Source organism: Mesorhizobium sp. WSM4846, from assembly GCF_055811415.1.
Window position 1 is genome coordinate 33729 of record NZ_JBVVPZ010000037.1, and the last position, 20223, is coordinate 53951.

Below are 20223 nucleotides of genomic sequence, written 5' to 3' on the forward strand. Positions count from 1 at the left end.
AATGCTCAATCAACCGTCACGACGATCTTGCCGAATTGCTCGTTCGACTCGAGAAAGCGATGCGCTTCGACGATCTGCTCGAATGGAAAGGTTTTGGCGATTGCCGGCTTTAGCGAACCCGACATCAATCCGTCGAGGATGAACCCCTTGGCAGATTCCAACTTCACCGGATCGCCAGTGATCTCGTGAACGAGATAGCCGCGCAGCGTCAGCGTCTTGGCCAGCACAGCGAACAGCGGGAACGGCGTCGGCTCGGGGCTCAAGCCGCCATATTCGATGAGAATGCCACCCCGTGCCATCGCCGCCGTCAGAGGTTCGAAAATCGGGCCGCCAACTGCGTCGAAACCCACTCGGATGTTGTCCGGGCTGGCGATTTCCTTCAGCCGGGCTTCCAGATCTTCGTCCGCTGAAGCGACGACATGGGCCGCCCCGAACTTGAGCAGGGCCTCTCTCTTGGCAGATGTCCGCGTCACCGCGATCGCGGTCGCACCAACGATGTTGGCAATCTGGATCGCGGCAAGTCCGACACTGCTCGAAGCCGCGGTAATGACGACGAAGTCGTCTCTGCTGAGCTTGGCAATGTCGATCAGTGCGCCATAGGCGGTGATATATTGCATCCAGACAGCTGCCGCCTCTTCCCAGGTAAGCGATGGCGGGTGCTTGGCCACGAGATGGGCGGGATATGTGGCGATCTCACCATAGGCGGGCCAGCGGGCCATCGATAATGGCGGCACGACGCTGACGGCGTCACCTGGCGCAAAACCGTGCACGGCTTCGCCGACCGCTTCGACGACACCCGCTGCCTCAAGGCCAAGACCGGAAGGCAACGGCGGCGTCTGGATATAAGTGCCCGAACGCAGCAGCGCCTCGGCCCGGTTGAGACCCAATGCCTTGACCCGGATCTGAATCTCGCTCCGACCGAGCGCGGGAATATCGAGATTCTCGATGCGCAGAACCTCGGGACCACCATGCTCATGAAAGCGAACAACGCGTGCCATGCGGCCATGACTCCAAATTAATTGAACCGAATACGCTATGCCATCGGCCCTCCGGCAGATAAATGCTTGCTTGGGCAAGACAGTAGAAACTCGGAGTTTTGAATATGGATCGCCTTACGAGCATGGCCGTGTTCGTCAAAACCGTCGATCTCGGCTCGTTCGCGGCGACTGCTGCCGCTCTCGATCTGTCCGGACCGATGGTCGGCAAGCATGTCCGGTTTCTCGAGGAGCGTCTGGGCGTGCGCCTCATCAACCGGACCACACGCCGCCAGAGCCTGACCGACTTCGGGCGCGCCTACTATGAGCGCTGCCGATTGGTGCTCGCTGAAGCCGAAGCTGCGGATGCACTGGCGGCCGATCAACTTTCCGAACCACGCGGAAAGCTGCGCGTCATCATGCCCGTGCACTTCGGCCGGCGCTGCGTTGCCCCGATCCTGCTGGAGCTTGCGCAGCGATATCCCGCTCTGGAACTCGACCTGTCTTTCAGCGATCCCATCGCCGATCTTGCAGAGGATGGCTGCGATCTTGCCATCCGGACCGGCAATCTGGAGGACCAGGCCGGCGTGATGGCGCGGCGCGTTGCGCGCCAGCGCATGGTCGTCTGCGCGTCGCCATCCTATCTCGGGATGCACGGGCAGCCACGGCGGGTAGAGCATCTCGGCAGCCACCAGACCATCATCTACCGCCGTTCGGGCCGTGTCGTTCAACCGTGGCTGTTTCCGCGTGATGGCCAGCGTGCGCTGGAGGTCATGCCGGTCAGCCGGCTGCGGCTCGACGACCTCGCTGCGATCGCCGATGCTGCGGCAGCCGGCATGGGGCTCGCCTGGCTGCCATACTGGCTGGTCCGTGAGCGCATTCAGGCCGGCGCACTTGTCGTGCTGTTGCCGGAACAGCCGGGATTTCTTTACGACGCCTATGCGCTCTGGCTGCAGACACCTCACTTGCCGCTGAAGGTCCGCCTTGCCGTCGACGCGCTGGCAGCGGCACTGCCCAGGCTGATGACGTGAAATGCAGGAGCACCGTGAGCGGCGCGGATTCCTGAATTCGCCCCTCCCGCTTGGGCGACGAATCCGCGTATAGTACCCCCATGCCCATTCGCCAGCTTTCCGAAACGATGATCAACCAGATCGCCGCCGGCGAAGTCATCGAGCGTCCGGCAAGCGTGGTCAAGGAACTGGTCGAGAACGCACTCGATGCCGGCGCTGGGAGAATAGAGATCGTCACCGCCGGCGGTGGGCTGAACCTGATCCGCGTCACCGACGATGGCTCAGGCATTCCGGAAAAGGAACTGCCGCTGGCGATCGCACGCCATTGCACCTCGAAGCTCGCCGATGACATTCACGACATCCACTCGCTCGGCTTTCGCGGCGAAGCGCTGCCGTCGATCGGGTCGGTGGCGCGGCTGTCGATCCGCTCGCGCACCGCCAACGGCGACAGCGCCGCCGAGATCGGCATCGAGGGCGGGCGCGTGTCCGCCGTCAAGCCGGCGGCCGCCAATCGCGGCACCACGGTCGAGGTGCGTGACCTGTTCTTCGCCACGCCGGCGCGGCTCAAATTCATGAAGGGCGAGCACGCCGAAAGCTCGGCGACCAGCGACGTGATCAAGCGTATCGCCATCGCTTTCCCGGCCGTGCGCTTCACGCTGGCCGGCTCCGACCGCTCGACGCTGGAACTGCCGGCGACCGACGACAGCCCGGAAGGCCGGTTGCGCCGCGTCGCGCAAGTGATGGGCGCCGACTTTCCGGCCAACGCGATCGCCATCGACGCCATGCGCGACGGTGTGCATCTTGCCGGCCACGTTTCGATACCACCCTTCAGCCGCGCCAACGCGCTGCAGCAATATGCCTATGTCAACGGCCGGCCGGTGCGCGACAAGCTGATTGCCGGCGCCATCCGCGGCGCCTTCGCCGACGTGCTGCCGCGCGACCGCCATGCGGTGACGGTGCTGTTCCTGACGCTCGATCCGGCCATCGTCGACGTCAATGTCCACCCGGCCAAGGCCGACGTCCGCTTCCGCGATCCGGGGCTGGTGCGCGGGCTGATCGTCGGCGCCATTCGCGAGGCGCTGGCCAATGCCGGCATCCGTGCCGCCACATCAGGAGCGGCCGGCATGATGGCGGCATTCCGGCCAGGCGCAGCATCCTATGCGCATCCAGGACCGGCCAACGGCCATCGCAGCTACGAAGCGGCCTACCGGGCCTCCGGCTTCGCCGGTTTCGATCCGGCCCGCTCGCCGCAACGGCCGCTGGATGCAGGATCTGCAAATGGCGGCTTCGGCGAAAACGATCAGGCGGCGTTCGCTGCCGGTTCGCTTCACAGCGCCGACGCGCGCGCCGGACAAGACGAAGCGGCGGAGACGCTGCTCGGCATGGCGCTGGGTGCCGCACGCGCCCAAGTACACGAGAACTACATCGTCGCGCAGACCAGGGATTCGCTCGTCATCGTCGACCAGCATGCGGCGCATGAGCGGCTGGTCTACGAGGCGCTGAAGAACGCATTGCATGCGCGCGCCGTGCCGTCGCAGATGCTGCTTTTGCCCGAGATCGTCGATCTGCCGGAAGAGGATGCAGAGCGGCTAGCCTTGCATTCCGAAACGCTGGCCCGCTTCGGCCTCGCCGTCGAACGCTTCGGCCCGGGTGCGGTCGCGGTGCGCGAGACGCCGTCGATGCTCGGCGAAACCAATGTCCAGCAGCTGGTGCGCGACCTTGCCGACGAGATCGCCGACAACGACACCGTCGACACGCTGAAAGTGCGGCTGGACAGGATAGCCGCGACCATGGCCTGCCACGGCTCGGTGCGTTCCGGCCGCCTGCTCAAGCCGGAAGAGATGAACGCACTGCTGCGCCAGATGGAGGCGACGCCCGGGTCCGGCACCTGCAACCACGGCCGCCCGACCTATATCGAGCTCAGGCTCGCCGACATTGAGAGACTGTTCGGGCGACGGTGAAGGGACTGAGCTTTTCAGTTCTGACGGCGCAGCCCCCTCTCCGGCCGCTTCGCGGCCCTCTCCCCCATTAAAATGGGGGCGAGGAAACACCAATCGCCAAGGCCGCGACCCCAGAAAACTTGGGTTCCTCGCCCCACGAAGTGGAGAGAGGTGGTTTGCGAAGCAAACCGGAGAGGGGAAATCATAAAGAGCCGTTCGAAACAGCTGTCTATGATTCAAGCAACCTCCAACCCTCTGATTCACCGCTTCAAATTCACCACGACCACGCCGCCGAGCGCCAGCGCGCCACCGAGAATGCCGAGCAGCGTCGGCACCTCGCCCAGCCAGAAGAAGCCGATCAGCGTCGCCACCGGGGAAACCAGATAAAGGAAGTTCGAGGCGCGCGCCGCCGGCAGCCGGGAAAGTGCTGTCGCCCAGGCGGCGTAGGCGATGAGGCTTGGCACGATGCCGAGAAAGACGACGGCGCCGAGACCGGCGGTATCGGCAACTGCCGCCTGCGCCAGGCCGTTCGGCAGGAAGGGCAGCAGACAGAGCGCGCCGAGCAGCATGTTCGAGGCCGAAATGGTCAGCGGATGATGGCGGGCAAACAGCGGCTTTTGCACGATGGTGTTGACCGCCGAGCACAGCGCCGAGCCGAGGACCAGCAGCGCGCCATTGTTGAAATGCAACCCTTGCCCCTCGCCCATGGCGATGATGCCGATGCCGGCGAAGGACAGGAATGTGCCGGCCCAGGCCAGGCCCGAGAAGCGTTCGCCAAGCAGCGCCATCGCCATGATCGCGGTGAAGATCGGGCTGACATTGATGATGAAGCCGGCGGCACCCGCCGAGACGGTCAGCTCGCCGAAATTGAGCATTACCGTGTACAGCGCAACGAAGACGGCGCCGCCGAAGGCAAAGCGCCATAATTCATCGAGCCGGGGCAGCGCCGGCCGCTTGACGGCGAGGAAGATCGCCGCCGGCACCGCCGCGATGGCGAAGCGCAGCGCGCCAAGTTCCAGCGGCCCGAAAGCGACGAGGCCGGCACGGATCGCCGGAAAGGCGGAGGCCCAGCCGACCACTGTCAACGCCACCGCAATGGCCGCCGTGGTGTCGATCCGCTGTGTCGTATTCAACGTGCCGGTACAAGCGTTCATTTCATTATTCCCGCGTTTCATGCTCTCAACATACAAAGCGCCTTTCCCGATCGGTTGACAAACGACCAAATCGAGGGTCAGCTGTGACTATGGATCACAGCTCAGACGCGATGCTGCCGCTCGAAACCCTGCGCGCCTTCGACGCCGCGGCACGGACGGGCAGCTTTTCGGCCGCTGCCGAAAAACTCAATCTCACCCATGGCGCCGTCAGCCGGCAGATCGCCAAGCTCGAGGATTGGCTCGGACTGAAAGTGTTCGATCGCGGCGCGCGTGGAGTGTCGCTGACGATCGAAGGCAACCGCCTGCATCTGCGCACCACTGAGGCCTTCGCGCTGATATCGAGCAATTCGGACCGCTGGATCGAGCCGCGCGGCACCGCCGTGGTGCGGCTGACCTCGATCCCCTCGGTCAGCGGGCTGTGGCTGATGCCGCGCATGGCGGCGCTGGAAAACAATCCGTCCAGGCTGCGCATCGTGCTCGACGTCGATATCCGCCAGGCGGACCTTGCCGACGAGGGCATCGATCTGTCGATCCGCTGCGGCCGCGGCCGCATCCCCGGCCGCGTCTCGGTGCAGCTGTTCGAGGAACATGTGTTTCCGGTCGCCGCGCCGGACCTCGCCCGCGACATCGGCCGAGGCGACCCTGCCCGGCTGCTCAAATTCCCGCTGATCAACGATTCCGACGCCTCGGCCTGGCGTGCCTGGTTTGCCGCACAGGACATCGACTATCGCCCGCGTCCGCAGGACCGCCGTTTCGAGGACTACAATCTGGTGCTCGGCGCCGCCGCCCATGGTCTCGGCATCGCGCTGGCGCGGCCGCCGATGACCGAGGATCAACTGAAGTCTGGCCGTATCATCGCCGCCGACGAGCGCGTCGTCCTCAGCCCGATATCCTACTGGCTCGACCGGCCTATCGGGCGCCCGCGCGCCGCCGCAGCCGAGCTTGCCCGGCGCATCGCGGCCCAAGCCGGACTGGCGGCGGAAAAGATCGAGGATTTCATCGCAGCCGAGTAGTAGGATGCGGGGCATCCACTTTGCCGGCCTGCCCGGCTGGTTGCCGTTCGAAACGAAGCCGACTGAAGCCAATCTTGCCTCGCTCGGAGCTTGACCTTGCCGGCATTTTGTGGCGATGACATCGTCATGAACCTTGGCTCCATGTCATGATGAATCGCTTTGAAGGCCCCGGCGGCAAGGAAGCCCGTATCCGCTACCTGGACGGCGACTTCCAGGTGACCAGCCCCGGCGCCTTCGTGCGCTGTGCGGTCACCGGCGAAAGCATCCCGCTCGATGAGCTCAAATACTGGAGCGTCGCCAGGCAGGAGCCCTATGTGAGTGCCGCGGCCTCGCTGCGCCGCGAGATCGAGGCACATCCCGAACTGCGCAGCCGGCGCTAAACCGGTTACGCAGAATGAGACCCGATCTGTAACGGTCCTTCGCGCCCCCTCTGCCTGCCGGCATTCCGCAAAAGGTTCTGCCGTCGCGACTCTCGAAAGCCCCTGGATCAGCCCTGCAGCTTGCGCTGCCGCCAGGCATCCAGCGTCTCGACGATGATGCGTTCGGGCACGTGGTCGGGATCGAACACGGTGTCGATCTCCAGCACATCGAGCTGTCCGAGGAAATCGGCCGACGTGGCATCGTGGCGCAGCCGGGCGGCGTCCTTGGCGGTGGTGATGAGGCCAAGTCCGGCACCTCGCGCTGTCGTTGCCAGTTCGGCCAGTTCGTCCTTGCCATAGAAATGATGGTCAGGAAACGACCGGGCCAGCGCAACCTCGCCGCCGGCCTGACGGACCGTGTCGAAGAATTTCTCGGGATGGCCGATGCCGGCAAAGGCCAGATATCGCTTGCCGGCCAGCCCCGCCTTGCTGGTTGGCCGCGTATGCGCCTCGAAGATCGGCCGGCCGGCGCGCGCCGCCTGGCGAACGACGGCATCGGCAGCAAGGCCCTCGCCCATCTTCAGCAGCGCGCTGGTGAAAACCAGTTGGTCGACGATACCAGCCCTGAGCGGACCGCCAGGAATGACGCGGCCGTTGCCGACGCCGTAGCGTGCGTCGACGACGACCAGCGCGTAGTCGATGTGGATGCGCGCACTCTGGAAACCGTCATCCATGATCAGGAAATCACAGCCATGCTTTTCCAGCAGGAGGCGGGCGCCGGCGGCACGGTTCGGCGTCACTGCGACCGGTGCGTGCGCAGCCAACAGCAGCGGCTCATCGCCGACATGCTTGGCGGCGTCATGGTGCGGATCGACGACATGCGGCCGCGCAAAGGAACCGCCATGGCCGCGCGACAGGAAACCTGGATTGAGCTGCATGCGCCTCGCTTGCCGGGCCAGTGCGATCGCCACCGGCGTCTTGCCGGTGCCGCCGACGGTGAAGTTGCCGACGCAAAGCACCGGCGCCTCGATCTTCTCGCGGGCCGCTGAGCGCAGGCGGCGGCCGGCAACCAGCGCATAGACAGCCGACAGCGGCGCCAGCGCCAGCGCCCGCCAGTCCGGTTCTTCCCACCAGAAGGGGGGTGCTTCGCTGGCCATCTTAACGGCCGTTGGCGCCCTTGAGGCGCGATTTGACGACCAAAGGCTGAATGTAGGGTTCGAGCGATTTCAAGGTGAGCGCCAGCGCGCCGCGCATCTCTTCGACAGTCGCCGCACCCGCCGCCATCATCTCGTGGCGAGCCACCTCGTTGGTCAAAAGGAAATTGACGGCGCCGGCCAGCATGTCGCGGTCGCGCACCAGCTTGGCGCCGCCGCTGTCGAGCAGGCGCTGATAGGTCTCGCGAAAATTCTGGACGTTGCGGCCGGCCAGCACCGCGGTGTCGAGCATGGCCGGCTCCAGCGGGTTCTGGCCGCCCTCCGAGGTGAGCGAACGGCCAACGAAGGCGATCTCTGTCAGCCGGAGATAAAGCCCCATCTCGCCCATCGTGTCGCCGAGCAGAATGTCCGTATCGGCGATGATCCGGTCGCCCTTGCTGCGCCGAGCGACTTTCAGCCCCATGCCCGAAATCTGGGCGGCAAGCGCTTCAGCGCGATCGGGATGGCGCGGCACGACAATGGTCAAAAGACCGTGGTGACGCTTGTGCAGCATCGCGTGAACCTCGGCGGCGACCGCCTCCTCGCCGTCATGGGTCGAGATCGCCGCCCAGGTCGGGCGGGCGCCGATCTGGCGCTTCAGCGTGTACAGCGCCCTTTCATCGGCCGGCGGCGGCGTGGTGTCGACCTTGAGATTGCCGGATACGGTGACCGGCCGGGCGCCGAGCGAGAGGAAGCGCTCGCCGTCGACATCCGACTGGGCGACAACATGGGCGAGATTCTCGAACAGCGCCTCGGCGATGTTGGCGCGCTTCTTCCAGGATTTGTACGAACGGTCCGACAGCCTGCCATTGACCAGCACCTGCGGCACACGCCGTGCGCCGAGCTCGAGGATGGTCATCGGCCAGATCTCCGATTCGGCGATGATCGCCAGATCCGGCCGCCAATGGTCGAGGAAGCGGCTGACCGCCGGCTTGAGGTCGAGCGGCACGTATTGGTGGATGATGCGGTCGCCGAGCCGTTCCTCGGCAACCTGAGCGGAGGTGACGGTCCCCGTCGTCAGCACGATGTTGACACGGTAATCGAGGATGCTCTCAACCAGCGGCACGACGGCGATCGTCTCGCCGACGCTCGCCGCATGGATCCAGATCAGCGGCCCTTCGGGGCGCTCGCGCCCGGCGATGCCATAGCGCTCGCGCCGGCGAATTCGATCCTCCTTGCCTCTGGAGGTGCGCCAGGCGACATAGGGCCCGACCAGGGGATAGGCGGCTGCGCCTGCGAAACGATACGCCGTCAGGAAAGTGCGCGCCCAGCGCTCGCTCATTTTGGGCCATCCACGAGGCGGTAGGCCTCGGCGGTCGCGGCGTTGAGCGCGGCCGTGACCTCCTGGCGCTTGCGTTCCATTTCAGCCTCGTCGGCGTTGGCCGGAACGAACACCGGCGCTCCAAGCACGATCGAGGAGCGGCCGAACGGCAGATTGATCGTGGTCTTGTCCCAGCTGCGCTCCAGCACCTTGCGGCGGCTGGTGGCGATTGCGGCGGGCAGGATCGGCCGGCCCGAAAGCCGCGCCAGGAGAACGATGCCAAGCCCAGCGTCGCGCGGCGTGCCATGCGGAATGTCAGCGATCATGGCGACGTTCTTGCCGGTGGCGAGTGACTTTTTCAGGGCGATCAGCGCTTTGGCGCCGCCCTTGTCGCGACGCTTCGAGCCTTCGCGTCCACCCGAGCCGCGCACCGCCTCGATCCCGAATTTCTCGATCATCAGTGCGTTGAGCTCGGCATCGGCACTACGCGACACCATGGCGACTACTGGCCGTCCTCCGGGATAGTAGGCCGGAGTCAGAAGATGCTGGCCGTGCCACAGCGCAATGATGGCGGGTTCGAACTGCGAGTAGGCGCCGCCCGACATCTGCGCCGATCCGTCGACAGCACGATTGGTCAGGCGGACGAGGCGAACGAACTGCGCAAACAGGCTGGCGATGGCGTTCTTGACGAATCGCGATTGCGCCAGCGGTTCGCGTATCTTGCGCCAGAATGTCTTCGGGGTGCCACCGCGACGCCGCCTTGCCGCGGACCTCGTGGCCGGCCCTTTCACGCCTTCATGATCCATCCATGTCAACCGGCAGGCTTGTTGTCGGGGTCGAGCAACCGGTGCAGGTGAACGACGAAATAACGCATGTGGGCATTGTCCACGCTGGCTTGGGCCCTGGCTTTCCACGCCGTTTGCGCGGATTGATAATCCGGATAGATGCCGACGATGTCGAGCGTCTCGAGATCACGGAATTCTGTTCCGCCCAGCGTCTTCAGTTCGCCGCCGAACACCAGGTGCAAAAGCTGCTTCTTTCCGTCTTCCGCGGTCATGTCGGTCCTTCACATATCGTGAGTTTGTGACAGGTCTAGACCAAAGCCGCCGACTTTGGAACCATTGATGACATGTTCAATCGTCCAGCCCTGCAACGACGGCGGAGAGGACGGCGAGCAGTTCGCCGCTGCCGGCGACCAGCGCGCCGTGCTGGATGACTTCGCCGGCATAGCGCGGTGCGCGGCCCTTCTGGTCGAGCAATGCGCCGCCGGCCTCGCGCAGAATGAGATCCGCCGCGGCGATGTCCCAGTCATGTGCGCTGGGTTTGACGAAGGTCGCGTCGAGCCTGCCATTGGCGACCATCGCCAGCCGATAGGCGAGCGAGGGAATATAGGGCACGCGGCTCAGCCGGCCCTGCCATTCCGCCGGCATCAGGGCGATCAATCGCTTCGGCCCGCCAATTTCGACCATCGCTGCCGGGCGGCGCACGGCAATGCGACGGCCATTCAGGAACGCCCCCTCACCTGGCAGCGCCCAATAGGTCTCCTCCGTGGCAGGACATTCGAGCACGCCGGCAAGCGTGCGGCCGTCCTCGACCACCGCGACGCTGACGCACCAGGAGCGCAGGCCTTCGAGGAAGCCGCGCGTGCCGTCGATCGGATCGACGACGAAGGTGCGGCGGGCGGCAAGCCTTGCCGGATCGTCGGCCGTCTCCTCCGACAGCCAGCCATAGTCCGGCCGGGCTGCAAGCAAGGTTTGGCGCAGATAGGCGTCGGCGGCGTGATCGGCCTCGCTCACCGGTGAGGTGCCGCCCTTCATCCACACTTGCGGATTGTTGCCGAAATAGCGCATGGCGATGGCGCCCGCCTCGCGGGCAGCGTCGCGCAGCAGCGGCAGATCCTCACGAGCCCCGGCGGCGGAGGCGACCTGGTCAAGCTCCGGCAAGGGTCATGCCTTCGATCAGCAGCGTTGGTGCGGCGGTGCCGAAATTGCGATCGAGATCGCTCGCCGGAACCATGTTGAGGAACATCGTCTTCAGGTTCGAGGCGATGGTCACTTCCGCAACCGGATAGGCGAGCTCGCCATTCTCGATCCAGAAGCCGGAAGCGCCGCGGCTGTACTCGCCAGTCACCATGTCGACGCCCTGGCCGAACACTTCGGTGACGTAAAAGCCTGATTTGAGCGACTTGATGAGGTCCTCGGGCGTCCGCTCGCCCGGCTCGATGGCAAGATTGGTCGATGACGGCGAGACCGAGGAGCCGTTGCGCGAGCCGCGCCCGTTGGTGGTCAGCCCCAATTCCCGCGCGACTGAGGTCGACAGGAACCAGTGGTTCAAAACGCCCTTCTCGACCATGAGCAGCTTTTCGCCCTCGATGCCTTCGCCGTCGAACGGACGCGACGCCTGGCCACGGAGCCGGAGCGGCTGGTCGGTGACGGTGATCGCGGCCGCCGCCACCTGCTTGCCCATCATGTCGCGCAGAAAGCTGGTCTTGCGCGCGACGGAGGCGCCATTGATGGCGCCGGCGAGATGGCCGGCGATGCCGCGGGCGACGCGCGGGTCGAACACCACATCGACCGGCCCGGTCGCCGCCTTGCGCGCGCCGACGCGTCGCGCGGCGCGTTCGCCTGCCTTGCGGCCTATGTCCTCGGGTGCGTCGAGATCGGAGAAATGCTGGCGCGAGGAGTATTCATAGTCGCGCTCCATGCCGGTGCCCTCGCCGGCGATGACGCTGGTCGAGCGCGAAAAGCGCGAGGCGACATAGTGGCCGACAAAGCCGTGCGAGGTGGCGAGCACCAGCCCGCCAAGCCCGGCGCTGGCGCCGCTGCCGGCCGAATTGGTAACGCCCTTGACGGCAAGGGCCGCCGCTTCCGCGGCCAGCGCCGCTTCCTTCAACTGGTCGGCCGAGACTTCCGTCGGATCAAACAGATCGAGGTCGCGCGGCTTCTTGACCAGCAAGGCCGGATCGGCGAGGCCCTGGTAGGGATCTTCCGGCGAGACTTTCGCCATCGCCACGGCGCGCTCGGCCAGCGCTTTCGGGTCGGAGGCAGCGGTCGCCGAGACGCTCGCCACCCGCTTCCCGACGAAGACGCGCAGCGAGACATCCTCGCTCTCGGACGCCTCGGTGCCCTCGACCTTGCCAAGCCGCACCGACACGCCGGTCGAACGGCCGCGCACCGCAACCGCGTCGGCGGCGTCGGCGCCGGCCCGTTTGGCAGCCTCGACCAGGGCCGCGACCCGGTCGGTCAATTTCGCTGAGTCCAGCGTATCGGTCATGCGCATAGTCCTGTTTTTCCACCTGACATAAGGGGCGGCCGCTCCGCACCATCTATTGTTCTGATGTGGCTTGTGCAATGGCAGAAGTGGCAAGCGGGGCAGATCGGCCAGCAGACACCCGTTTTTGGGCGGCATGATCGAAGCGGGTCCTCAAAGGTTGCTTCGCGGCGGTTTGGGACGGGCGATAGCCCATTGACGCCGTGCTCCGACCACAAGTGGACGTTCGATTGCGGTAACGCCTGTGTTCCTTTCCACGCATGATCAGCACCTGGCCGAAACCGCTAAATTTAGCGATTTCTTGTATGTTCTTGGAACTTTGTAGCTTGCGTTCCATTTTCAACGGCATGCGAGACCCTGTGATCCAAAGCATCAGGACTGCGGTGAACGTGTCGCCGCCCCGGTACTCGCTGGTCCTTCCCATATACAATGAAGAACAGGTGCTGCCGCGACTGATCGAGCGGATCAGTTCGCTGATCGGCCGGCTGGACGGCGAGACTGAGGCGATCTTCGTCGATGACGGAAGCCTCGATGGGAGCGTCGAATACCTTCGCAACGTCGTCGCCGTCGAGCCGCGCTTCCGGCTGATCGAGCTTTCCCGCAATTTCGGCCATCAGGTCGCCATCACGGCCGGCATGGATGCGGCTGCGGGTGATGCCGTCATCGTCATGGATGCCGACCTGCAAGACCCGCCGGAGGTGGTCCTCGATCTGGTGGCGAAGTGGAAGGAAGGCTTCGAGATCGTCTATGCCCGCCGTGTCAAGCGTGAGGGCGAATCCTGGTTCAAGCGCCTGACGGCGAGTCTTTTCTACCGCCTGCTGGAGAAGATGACGTCGGTCGACATCCCCCGCGACGTCGGCGATTTTCGCCTGGTCGGGCGCAAGGCTCTGGAAACCTTCAAGCAAATGCCCGAACACGACCGTTTCGTCAGGGGCATGTTCGCCTGGATGGGGTTCAAGCAGACAGCGGTGCCTTTCGAACGCCCGGCGCGGACCCTTGGCCAGACCAAATACCCATTCTGGAAGATGATGCACCTTGCCGTTCACGGCATCGTAAGCTTCTCCGAGAAGCCGCTGCGCATGGCGCTGTGGGGCGGATTGGCGATCTCCGCGCTTGCGGTGTTGTTCGGCATTTACGCCATCTTCGCCTGGATTTTTGAAACCGGCATCATTGCCGGCTGGACATCCACCGTGGTGATCGTGTCGCTGCTTTGCGGCATCAATCTTTTCATGACCGGCGTGGTCGGGCTCTATGTCGGCGGCATCCACGCCGAGGTGAAACGCCGTCCGCTTTACGTGATCGATCGGGTCGCCGGCTTCGACAAGGCGATGCGTGCCGCCAGTGAGAGCCGTCGACCGTTTCGAAAACCCAGGAACGGAGCCTCGGCTGATGGCCGAACTCTTCGACAGCTATAAATCGAACTATGGCGAGGCGGTCGCAGGATCCATCCGGTTTTCCGGACTCGGGCACGACTTTTTTCTGATCGCCAAGGCCGACCTGCTGCGGCGTCTCGTTGTCGAGCGTGGGGTTCGACAGGGCGGGGTGCGGGCGCTGGATATCGGCTGCGGCGTCGGGTCGCTCCACCCTTATCTCGAAGGCGCGTTCGAGAGCCTGGATGGCTGCGACGTCTCGGAAGAATCGATCCTGCGCGCCGGCCAGGACAATCCGTGTGTGACCTACAGGGCCTGCACGACGCCGCGCCTGCCTTATGGCGACGGCGCGTTCGATCTGGCTTTCGCCAGTTGCGTCGTCCATCACGTTCCGCCCGCCTCCTGGCTCGATTTCTTCCGGGAAATGCGGCGCGTCGTGCGGCCGGGCGGCGTCGCCTGCATCATCGAGCATAACCCCCATAATCCGCTGACGCGTCTTGCGGTGTTCCGGTGTCCGTTCGACCAGGACGCGGTCCTGCTCAACGCCGCCAAGGCAAGATCCCTTTTTCAGGAGACGGGTTTTCAGGATATCCGATCCGAGCACTTCCTGCTGCTGCCGTCGGCCAGGTCCTTCGCCAGACGACTCGAGCGCCTGCTCGCGCCTCTGCCGCTCGGGGCCCAGTATGCGTGCAGCGCGCATGTCTGAGGACCGTTCGACTGCCGGTGCCGGGCTGAAGCTGCTGGCGCGCTTCGGGTTGGTCGGCATCGCCGCGACAATCCTGTATGCTGCCCTGGCTGTCGGTTTGGTCGAATCGAAATGGATCGGCCTTTCGCCGGTCCAGGCGTCGCTCGCGGCTTACGCCGCGGCTGCCGTGTTTTCATATTTCGCCCATAAATCAGTAACCTTCATGTCGAATGGATCGCATCGATCGGAAGCTGCGCGTTTTCTCCTGCTGACGGCGACAGGCTTTGCCGTGGCTTATGCGGCGCCGGCGCTTTTGACGGCGAAACTCGGCCTGCCGCCGATCATTGCCATTCTGGTTACATGCCTGCTTGTTCCGGCGGTCAATCTTCTCATGCTCGACCGATGGGTTTTTGCGCAGCGAGGACCCGGCGAGCACGGCGACCGCTCCACCTGATCCATGGCCTTCTGAGTTGGGCTCAGCCGAGGGCCTGGCTGGCCAGGGCAAAGATGCGTGCGTTCGCGGAACCCGGGATATTGCTTGCGCCCCGGAGCATGGCAACCGGCCCGCCCACATGGGCAAGCCCCAATCCTTAGCCGGGTTGAAAGGCCGGCGTCTTCAGGGATGTCGATGCGCACGAAGCGGCCCTGCATTCCCGAGAGGATGAAGGCGATCAGGGCTCTCGCCTGATCGCGATCCTGCGCCACGACCGGTCCGACGACCTCGCCCCTGCCAAATGCCCTCACGGCTCCGAAGGCCGCGATGCCGTCCTCGTTGGTGATGGCCGCAAACCGTCCCTCGCCCGCCAAGGCGTTCATGAGTGCGGCGCGATCCGCACCGAAGGCGGCGCGATCGAGCGCGGTGAGTGTCGGAAGGTGCTCGGACCCGATCCATTCCACGGCCGGGGGCGCACTGACCTGCCCGACGGTGCCCTGGTGCTGGCGAACATCGTGCGTCGCGAAAAAGCCCAGCTTTTCATAAAGAGGCAGTCCGTCGGCCGTGGCGGTAAGGCGGCACTCGCGGTCTCCGGCCTGCTCGAGCGCGGTGGTGGTCAGCCGCCGTCCCAGCCCGCGACCACGCATTGCCTCATCGACGATGATGGTGTTGAGCGTTGCGCAGGTATTTCCGAAGGGGGTCATGAAGGCGGTTCCGACCACCCTGCCGGCTTCCAAGGCGACCTGACCTTTGCTCAGGGACCAGATCATGGCCCAGTCTTCCCTCCGGTGCGGCCAGCCGGCCGCTCGCGACAGGGCCGTCGCTTCCTCAAGATGGTGCGCTTCAAAAAGTTCGAATGTGATGGACTGGGTGTTCATGAGCACCAGGACTGTTGGAGTGGGAAGACTGACACGACGATAGAATCGCCCCTTCCGCGTCCCTCGCCGAATGCCGGCGATATCCGGTGCAAAATACCAAGATGCCACTGCAGTCAGTGCATTCTGCGGCGCCGGTCGCCGATACTGCGAGCTATCGTTGATTGCCGAGGCCGCCATGTCCCCTTTAATCCACCACATCAGCAGCGATGAAACGCTGCCCAAGTCAGCGGACGTCGTGGTGATCGGCGGCGGGATTGTCGGCGCCAGCGCGGCCTATTCCCTGGCGCGGCGCGGGCGCGCTTCAGGCACACAGCTTCACCGCGTCCACGGCGCATGTCCGCCATAGTCCGGCGTGGCAGTTCGTTCCTTTCGGACAGAGGAAGCTGTGGTCAGTTCTCAGCGATGACGAAGATCTTCTTGAGTGGACCCTTCAGGGCGAGCTGATTGACTGTTCCGTGCGCAACGAAGATCGCGTCTCGAGCTTTGTTCCGTCGCCGTCGGTCACTTCGGCCCGGCCTACCAGCGCCATGGCACGCGCGTTCCCGTGCCCCGGCTCCTGGCCTGTCGCCAGAGCATATCCGCGACCGTCAGATCCTGCAGCGCGAGCCCGGTCATATCGAAGACCGTGATGTCGGCGGCATCGCGCCTGAACGGAATTTTTCCGGTCAGAAGATCGCCGATTTCGATTGCCCGGCAGCCGGTGTCCCACTGGCCTTCGCCGACAGCGGCCGATTGCTCGCAGTCGTCGGCAAAGAGCCGTACCCGGCGAAGCAGGCCGTCGGGCAGTTCCCGCTTGCCTTGCGTATCGGCACCCACGGCGTTGATGTGCGTGCCGGGCCGCACCGCTTCTGGCGGAAACAGCGGCCCGCTGCCGGGGGTCGCGGTGATAATGATATCGCTCGAGCCGACAGCTTTGGCGGCTTGGTTCGAATGGGCCGGCGCGAAATCATCGAATGCCGCCTCGAACGCCGCGTCGGGGCGGCCGTCCGCCGTCAGGTAATGGATGGTGTCCAGACCGGGCATGGCACGCAGGGCCAGGCGCAGCTGGATCCGGCCCTGGGTGCCGGTGCCGAAAATGCAGATCGACCGGCTTTCGGGGCGGGCCAGCAGGGTCAGGCCAATGGCGCCAGCCGCCCCTGTGCGCAAGGTGGTGATGGCGTTCCCGTCGATTATGCATAAGGGACGCCCGGTATGCGGGTCGAAAAGCACGATGGTCGCCTGATGCGGCTCCTTGCCGAGTTCGCGGTTGGCTGGCCAGAAGCCCGCTGCCTTGAAGCCCAGAAGATCGGCTTTCGGCACGTCGCCCGACTTGATACCGAAAATGCCGCCGGTATGCAGCTTCTCGCGCACAAGCGGAAAGACCCTGCCTTCGCGCGCACTGTGAAGCTCGAAGGACCGCCGCACGGCATCGAGGACGGCATCCGGCTCCAACAGCGGCGCGACCTGATCGCCTGCAAGCAGCAGCAGCTGCGACTCGTCTGCGGTGACGGACATGACATCTCCCCGGCTTTCCCTCATTCTAGCGAGCGGTTCTCAGGGGAAGACAGCGGTGTTGGCTAACCAGCGGCATTTCCTACGGTTTGTCGCCCGCCATTCGGGCGAATGTTGCGCCGACCTTCCCATCGAATACGATCGCCGGTTCGCGCAAACACGTATCGTCGCAGACAAGCCAGCCCATCGGACAGCCCACCACCGGCAAGCGTAGAAGGCGACCCGCAATGCCCCTCAATATCCCGACATTCGACGATGTTCTGACCGCCGCGGCGCGCCTCGCCGGATTGGCCCACCGGACGCCGGTGCTGACCTCGCGCACCTTCAACGAGCTGACCGGCGCCGAGGTGTTCTTCAAGTGCGAGAACTTCCAGCGTGGCGGCGCGTTCAAGTTCCGCGGCGCCATGAACGCGCTTCTGGCCTTGGATATTTCGGCGCGGGCGCGGGGAGTGGTGGCCTATTCTTCGGGCAATCACGCGCAGGCGCTGGCCTATGCGGCGGCGATCAAGGGCGTGAAGGCAGTCATCATCATGCCCAGGGATGCGCCCGAGCTGAAGGTGCGTGCCACCCGCGGCTATGGCGCCGAAGTGATATTCTACGACCGCTACAGCGAGAACCGCGAAGAGATTGGCGGCAGGATCGCCGCCGAGCGGGGAGCCGCCCTCATTCCACCCTACGACCACCCCGATGTGATTGCCGGGCAAGGCACGGCGACACTTGAACTTATCCAGGAGGCCGGCTCTCTCGATGCCCTTTATGTCTGCCTTGGCGGTGGCGGCCTGCTCGCCGGCGCCGCACTGGCGGCAGCGGAATGCGCGCCCGCCTGCAGGGTCGTCGGGGTTGAACCGGAGGCCGGCAATGATGGTCAGCAATCCCTCGCGCGGGGTGAGGTCGTCACCATCGAAGTGCCGAAATCCATCGCCGATGGCGCGGTCGTCACCCATCTGGGCGCGCATAATTTTCCTGTCATCCGCGACAAGGTTGCCGCTATCACCACGGTCAGCGACGACGCGCTCGTCGAAATGATGCATTTTTTCGCCGAGCGCATGAAAATCGTGGTCGAACCCACCGGTTGCCTTGCAGCGGCGGCGGTTCGCAGTGAATCGCAAAGCCTGCGAGGCCAGCGCATCGGTGTCATCGTTAGTGGCGGCAATGTGGATCTCACGCGCTTCGCCAGCTTGATCATGGCGGCCGCAGACAAAACACCTCGCGAGCAGGCCATGGCGCGCCCCGGGCCGGAGACCTTTCGCTAAGGCGCGCTCGGGCGCAGCTGGTACCGTGCGGCCCTGTACCGGTCGCCAGCGCACGGCAATGCTCGCGCGTCGTGAGATGCATGGACTGCAGGCCGTTGAGCGTGATCAAATCGCATCCAGCCGCAACGACACCAGCTTGATGGAGCGCTTGTAGATGTTGCTGGCGGCCGGAGTCGGCGGAATGCCGTCGAGATAGTCGAAGGCGATTTCGAGTGTATCGGCCTTGCCGAGAGCCGCCGGTGGAACGACGAACGAGACCGTTCGTGGTTCTTTGCCAGACAGCGTCTCCGCATGCACCCGAACACCGTTCACCGAGATCACCACCCTTTGCGTGATCTGCGGTGGACGAATGACGGCGGCCATTTGCAGCGTGGCCATCAGGCCGTCGCGGAGCGGCGGTATCTTCACGCGAAGCCGCGAGGTCTCGCCTAGCGAATGGGTGCCGTCGCCTGCCGACCCCGACCAGCCGCAGACCTTTATGCTGGCTGCCCGTTTGGCGCCGTCGCTCCGGAACGATACCGTCTGGCCAAGTGTGTAGCTGCCGGTCGCATCGCGATTGAGGCAGGTCGTCGTCCGATCGATGTAAAAGGCGCGATAGTCCGCGTTGACGTCCGGATTGAGAGCAAGCGCAAGGATGACGATCTCGGACCCAGCCAGAACCGCCGCGAGCGCGTAGCCACCGAACCAGGCAGCGCGCCGATGCGGGTCCGGAACGTCAGACCAGGGCAAGGTAGCCTCCGATCCACGCCACAGTCATCAAATAACAGGCGCCAAGGAAGAGAACCAAAGCCGCGAGCCAAATCAGCCTCGACGCCGACAACAGGACGACGAGCAACATTGTCAGGGGCGCAAGCCCAATCACATATCTGACCATCGAGGCCAGGTTGGTGATCAGCGGCAGGATGATGCAGAGCGCGCAGAAGAGTGCCGCGCCATATTGCCTGCGAGCCGCCAGACCGGCCGACAGCGCCAGTCCAGCGATCGCGGCGAGCGCGCTCCATTGCGGCGCCGTGGGCAGCCAGCCCGTCTTCGGAACAACGGAGAGCCCGTCCCATAGGAAGACCAGCGGATTGCCGGCCACCCGTCCGAAGGCGCGCTGGATGTGCAGGAATGCAAAGCCGTCTCCGACGGTAAGGTACAGGAACAGGATGTAAGCGAACAAACCGGCCGGCGAGATGAGGACAGCGACCAGCAGATCCGGTCGGCCAAGCAGCCAGCGCGGGAAAGACAGCGCCGATCCGCCCTGCCGGCGGTGCTCGCTGAACATTTGAATGACGGTTGCAAAGACCACGAAGACCCCGACCAGCCTGGTCGCCGACAGCAGCGCGGATGAAACGCCCGCGGCGAGATAGCTGGAGCGCTTGAGCGCCAGAAAAACGCATGAGGTCAGCAGCACGAAAAACGGTTCGCTGAGGAAGGTCGTGAAATGAAAGGAGAACGGGCCGCTGAGCAGAAACGCGCAATACAGCACATAGGCGCTCATGTTCTTCTCGAGCAGCGGCCACGCCACCAGACAGGCGGCGTAGCTGCACGCAATCGAGGTGATTGTCGCGATCAGTATCGTAGGAAAAGGGAAAACTGACCGGATCACCGCCACCAGCATCGGGTAGAGCGGGAAGAAGCCCCAGCGACCGACATTGCTGTGGTCTGGAATGGGAAACCGCTCATAGCCCTGTTCGCTGATGCCAATGTACCAGGCGCAATCCCACCGGCACAGCGCACGGGCATAGGCCGCGAAACCTGTTTCCTCCGACACCGAAGCAAAAGCCGCATAGCGAATGGCCAGCCCGCTGAGCACGAACAGCAACGGCACCGCCGCGACGGTCACGACCATAAGCCGACCGCTGGCGTTCGCACGCACAACAGCTTCGAGCGCCACAATCTGCCTCCGCCCGTTCAAGTGGCTGACGCCACTCAAAACTAGATGACGCGCGCCATG

19 protein-coding genes and 2 pseudogenes are annotated in these 20223 nt (G+C 64.6%); 9 read left to right on the top strand and 12 right to left on the bottom strand.

Annotated features, from left to right (window positions below; genetic code table 11):
- Positions 1–5: 5 nt before the first annotated feature.
- A complete protein-coding gene (locus AC0L15_RS25195) occupies positions 6–998 on the bottom strand; it encodes a zinc-dependent alcohol dehydrogenase family protein (protein ID WP_287249711.1) in 993 nt (330 codons plus the stop codon).
- 104 nt (positions 999–1102) lie between these two features.
- Between AC0L15_RS25195 and AC0L15_RS25200 the strand changes: the two genes are divergently transcribed.
- Entirely contained in the window at positions 1103–2005 is a 903-nt protein-coding gene (locus AC0L15_RS25200; RefSeq protein ID WP_287249713.1) for a LysR family transcriptional regulator, read from the top strand.
- A gap of 80 nt (positions 2006–2085) precedes the next feature.
- Positions 2086–3945: a DNA mismatch repair endonuclease MutL gene (gene mutL, locus AC0L15_RS25205; RefSeq protein WP_287249715.1), complete on the top strand. Its 1860-nt coding sequence runs from the start codon at positions 2086–2088 to the stop codon at positions 3943–3945.
- Between the two features lie 239 nt (positions 3946–4184).
- Here mutL and AC0L15_RS25210 read toward each other — a convergent pair whose 3' ends face one another.
- Complete coding sequence (locus AC0L15_RS25210) at positions 4185–5078, bottom strand: DMT family transporter (protein ID WP_023802314.1); 894 nt, start codon at positions 5076–5078, stop codon at positions 4185–4187.
- A gap of 89 nt (positions 5079–5167) precedes the next feature.
- Between AC0L15_RS25210 and AC0L15_RS25215 the strand changes: the two genes are divergently transcribed.
- Both AC0L15_RS25215 and AC0L15_RS25220 read left to right on the top strand, forming a co-directional pair.
- Positions 5168–6091: a LysR substrate-binding domain-containing protein gene (locus AC0L15_RS25215; protein WP_287249716.1), complete on the top strand. Its 924-nt coding sequence runs from the start codon at positions 5168–5170 to the stop codon at positions 6089–6091.
- 146 nt (positions 6092–6237) lie between these two features.
- On the top strand, positions 6238–6471 hold the full coding sequence (locus tag AC0L15_RS25220; protein WP_027153867.1) for a DUF2093 domain-containing protein: 234 nt from the start codon (positions 6238–6240) through the stop codon (positions 6469–6471).
- A gap of 107 nt (positions 6472–6578) precedes the next feature.
- Here the strand turns inward: AC0L15_RS25220 and lpxK are convergent, their stop codons facing one another.
- From lpxK to AC0L15_RS25250, 6 genes are all read right to left on the bottom strand, one after another.
- The gene (gene lpxK / locus AC0L15_RS25225) at positions 6579–7607 is read right to left on the bottom strand and encodes a tetraacyldisaccharide 4'-kinase (RefSeq protein ID WP_473497472.1); all 1029 of its coding nucleotides are present in this window, start codon (positions 7605–7607) and stop codon (positions 6579–6581) included.
- Position 7608: 1 nt separating this feature from the next.
- Entirely contained in the window at positions 7609–8925 is a 1317-nt protein-coding gene (gene waaA, locus AC0L15_RS25230; protein ID WP_287249719.1) for a lipid IV(A) 3-deoxy-D-manno-octulosonic acid transferase, read from the bottom strand.
- Positions 8922–9710 (bottom strand): lysophospholipid acyltransferase family protein, encoded by a 789-nt coding sequence (locus AC0L15_RS25235; RefSeq protein WP_128170771.1) that lies wholly within the window; start codon positions 9708–9710, stop codon positions 8922–8924. Before AC0L15_RS25235 ends, waaA begins: the two co-directional genes overlap by 4 nt.
- A gap of 5 nt (positions 9711–9715) precedes the next feature.
- On the bottom strand, positions 9716–9961 hold the full coding sequence (locus tag AC0L15_RS25240; RefSeq protein ID WP_128247851.1) for a DUF4170 domain-containing protein: 246 nt from the start codon (positions 9959–9961) through the stop codon (positions 9716–9718).
- Between the two features lie 76 nt (positions 9962–10037).
- On the bottom strand, positions 10038–10847 hold the full coding sequence (locus AC0L15_RS25245) for a 3'(2'),5'-bisphosphate nucleotidase CysQ (RefSeq protein WP_473497475.1): 810 nt from the start codon (positions 10845–10847) through the stop codon (positions 10038–10040).
- Positions 10834–12177 (bottom strand): TldD/PmbA family protein, encoded by a 1344-nt coding sequence (locus AC0L15_RS25250; protein WP_287249721.1) that lies wholly within the window; start codon positions 12175–12177, stop codon positions 10834–10836. Before AC0L15_RS25250 ends, AC0L15_RS25245 begins: the two co-directional genes overlap by 14 nt.
- A 437-nt stretch (positions 12178–12614) precedes the next feature.
- Between AC0L15_RS25250 and AC0L15_RS25255 the strand changes: the two genes are divergently transcribed.
- From AC0L15_RS25255 to AC0L15_RS25265, 3 genes are read left to right on the top strand one after another with little or no spacing between them, the layout of a single operon-like run.
- Positions 12615–13589: a glycosyltransferase family 2 protein gene (locus tag AC0L15_RS25255; protein WP_373420475.1), complete on the top strand. Its 975-nt coding sequence runs from the start codon at positions 12615–12617 to the stop codon at positions 13587–13589.
- A complete protein-coding gene (locus AC0L15_RS25260) occupies positions 13564–14250 on the top strand; it encodes a class I SAM-dependent methyltransferase (protein WP_287249722.1) in 687 nt (228 codons plus the stop codon). Before AC0L15_RS25255 ends, AC0L15_RS25260 begins: the two co-directional genes overlap by 26 nt.
- Positions 14243–14683, top strand: coding sequence for a GtrA family protein (locus tag AC0L15_RS25265; RefSeq protein WP_287249723.1), 441 nt, complete (start codon positions 14243–14245; stop codon positions 14681–14683). Before AC0L15_RS25260 ends, AC0L15_RS25265 begins: the two co-directional genes overlap by 8 nt.
- Before the next feature lie 22 nt (positions 14684–14705).
- On the opposite strand, the pseudogene AC0L15_RS25270 reads toward AC0L15_RS25265, so the two are convergent.
- A pseudogene (locus tag AC0L15_RS25270) lies at positions 14706–15540 on the bottom strand (GNAT family N-acetyltransferase).
- Between the two features lie 175 nt (positions 15541–15715).
- On the opposite strand from AC0L15_RS25270, the pseudogene AC0L15_RS25275 reads away from it, so the two are divergent.
- Positions 15716–15835 (top strand): annotated as a pseudogene (locus tag AC0L15_RS25275) (FAD-dependent oxidoreductase); the annotation flags it as partial.
- 221 nt (positions 15836–16056) lie between these two features.
- Here AC0L15_RS25275 and AC0L15_RS25280 read toward each other — a convergent pair.
- Positions 16057–17034 carry an ornithine cyclodeaminase family protein gene (locus tag AC0L15_RS25280; protein WP_473497478.1) on the bottom strand — a complete coding sequence of 326 codons (978 nt, stop codon included), beginning with the start codon at positions 17032–17034 and terminating at the stop codon, positions 16057–16059.
- Positions 17035–17258: 224 nt separating this feature from the next.
- Between AC0L15_RS25280 and AC0L15_RS25285 the strand changes: the two genes are divergently transcribed.
- Positions 17259–18284: a threo-3-hydroxy-L-aspartate ammonia-lyase gene (locus AC0L15_RS25285; protein WP_473497480.1), complete on the top strand. Its 1026-nt coding sequence runs from the start codon at positions 17259–17261 to the stop codon at positions 18282–18284.
- 105 nt (positions 18285–18389) lie between these two features.
- Here the strand turns inward: AC0L15_RS25285 and AC0L15_RS25290 are convergent, their stop codons facing one another.
- Positions 18390–19013, bottom strand: coding sequence for a hypothetical protein (locus AC0L15_RS25290; protein ID WP_473497482.1), 624 nt, complete (start codon positions 19011–19013; stop codon positions 18390–18392).
- A complete protein-coding gene (locus tag AC0L15_RS25295) occupies positions 19000–20163 on the bottom strand; it encodes a hypothetical protein (protein WP_473497483.1) in 1164 nt (387 codons plus the stop codon). The genes AC0L15_RS25290 and AC0L15_RS25295 overlap by 14 nt, the downstream gene beginning before the upstream one ends.
- Positions 20164–20223 lie beyond the last annotated feature (60 nt).

Excerpts from the sequence above, each read along its gene's own strand:
- AC0L15_RS25195 (WP_287249711.1), bottom strand. The coding sequence starts at position 998 with ATGGCACGCGTTGTTCGCTTTCATGAGCATGGTGGTCCCGAGGTTCTG.
- AC0L15_RS25200 (WP_287249713.1), top strand. The coding sequence starts at position 1,103 with ATGGATCGCCTTACGAGCATGGCCGTGTTCGTCAAAACCGTCGATCTC.
- AC0L15_RS25215 (WP_287249716.1), top strand. The coding sequence starts at position 5,168 with ATGGATCACAGCTCAGACGCGATGCTGCCGCTCGAAACCCTGCGCGCC.
- AC0L15_RS25280 (WP_473497478.1), bottom strand. The coding sequence starts at position 17,034 with ATGTCCGTCACCGCAGACGAGTCGCAGCTGCTGCTGCTTGCAGGCGAT.
- AC0L15_RS25235 (WP_128170771.1), bottom strand. The coding sequence starts at position 9,710 with ATGGATCATGAAGGCGTGAAAGGGCCGGCCACGAGGTCCGCGGCAAGG.
- AC0L15_RS25240 (WP_128247851.1), bottom strand. The coding sequence starts at position 9,961 with ATGACCGCGGAAGACGGAAAGAAGCAGCTTTTGCACCTGGTGTTCGGC.
- AC0L15_RS25265 (WP_287249723.1), top strand. The coding sequence starts at position 14,243 with ATGTCTGAGGACCGTTCGACTGCCGGTGCCGGGCTGAAGCTGCTGGCG.
- mutL (WP_287249715.1), top strand. The coding sequence starts at position 2,086 with ATGCCCATTCGCCAGCTTTCCGAAACGATGATCAACCAGATCGCCGCC.
- waaA (WP_287249719.1), bottom strand. The coding sequence starts at position 8,925 with ATGAGCGAGCGCTGGGCGCGCACTTTCCTGACGGCGTATCGTTTCGCA.
- AC0L15_RS25260 (WP_287249722.1), top strand. The coding sequence starts at position 13,564 with ATGGCCGAACTCTTCGACAGCTATAAATCGAACTATGGCGAGGCGGTC.
- lpxK (WP_473497472.1), bottom strand. The coding sequence starts at position 7,607 with ATGGCCAGCGAAGCACCCCCCTTCTGGTGGGAAGAACCGGACTGGCGG.
- AC0L15_RS25285 (WP_473497480.1), top strand. The coding sequence starts at position 17,259 with ATGCCCCTCAATATCCCGACATTCGACGATGTTCTGACCGCCGCGGCG.
- AC0L15_RS25220 (WP_027153867.1), top strand. The coding sequence starts at position 6,238 with ATGATGAATCGCTTTGAAGGCCCCGGCGGCAAGGAAGCCCGTATCCGC.
- AC0L15_RS25210 (WP_023802314.1), bottom strand. The coding sequence starts at position 5,078 with ATGAACGCTTGTACCGGCACGTTGAATACGACACAGCGGATCGACACC.
- AC0L15_RS25250 (WP_287249721.1), bottom strand. The coding sequence starts at position 12,177 with ATGACCGATACGCTGGACTCAGCGAAATTGACCGACCGGGTCGCGGCC.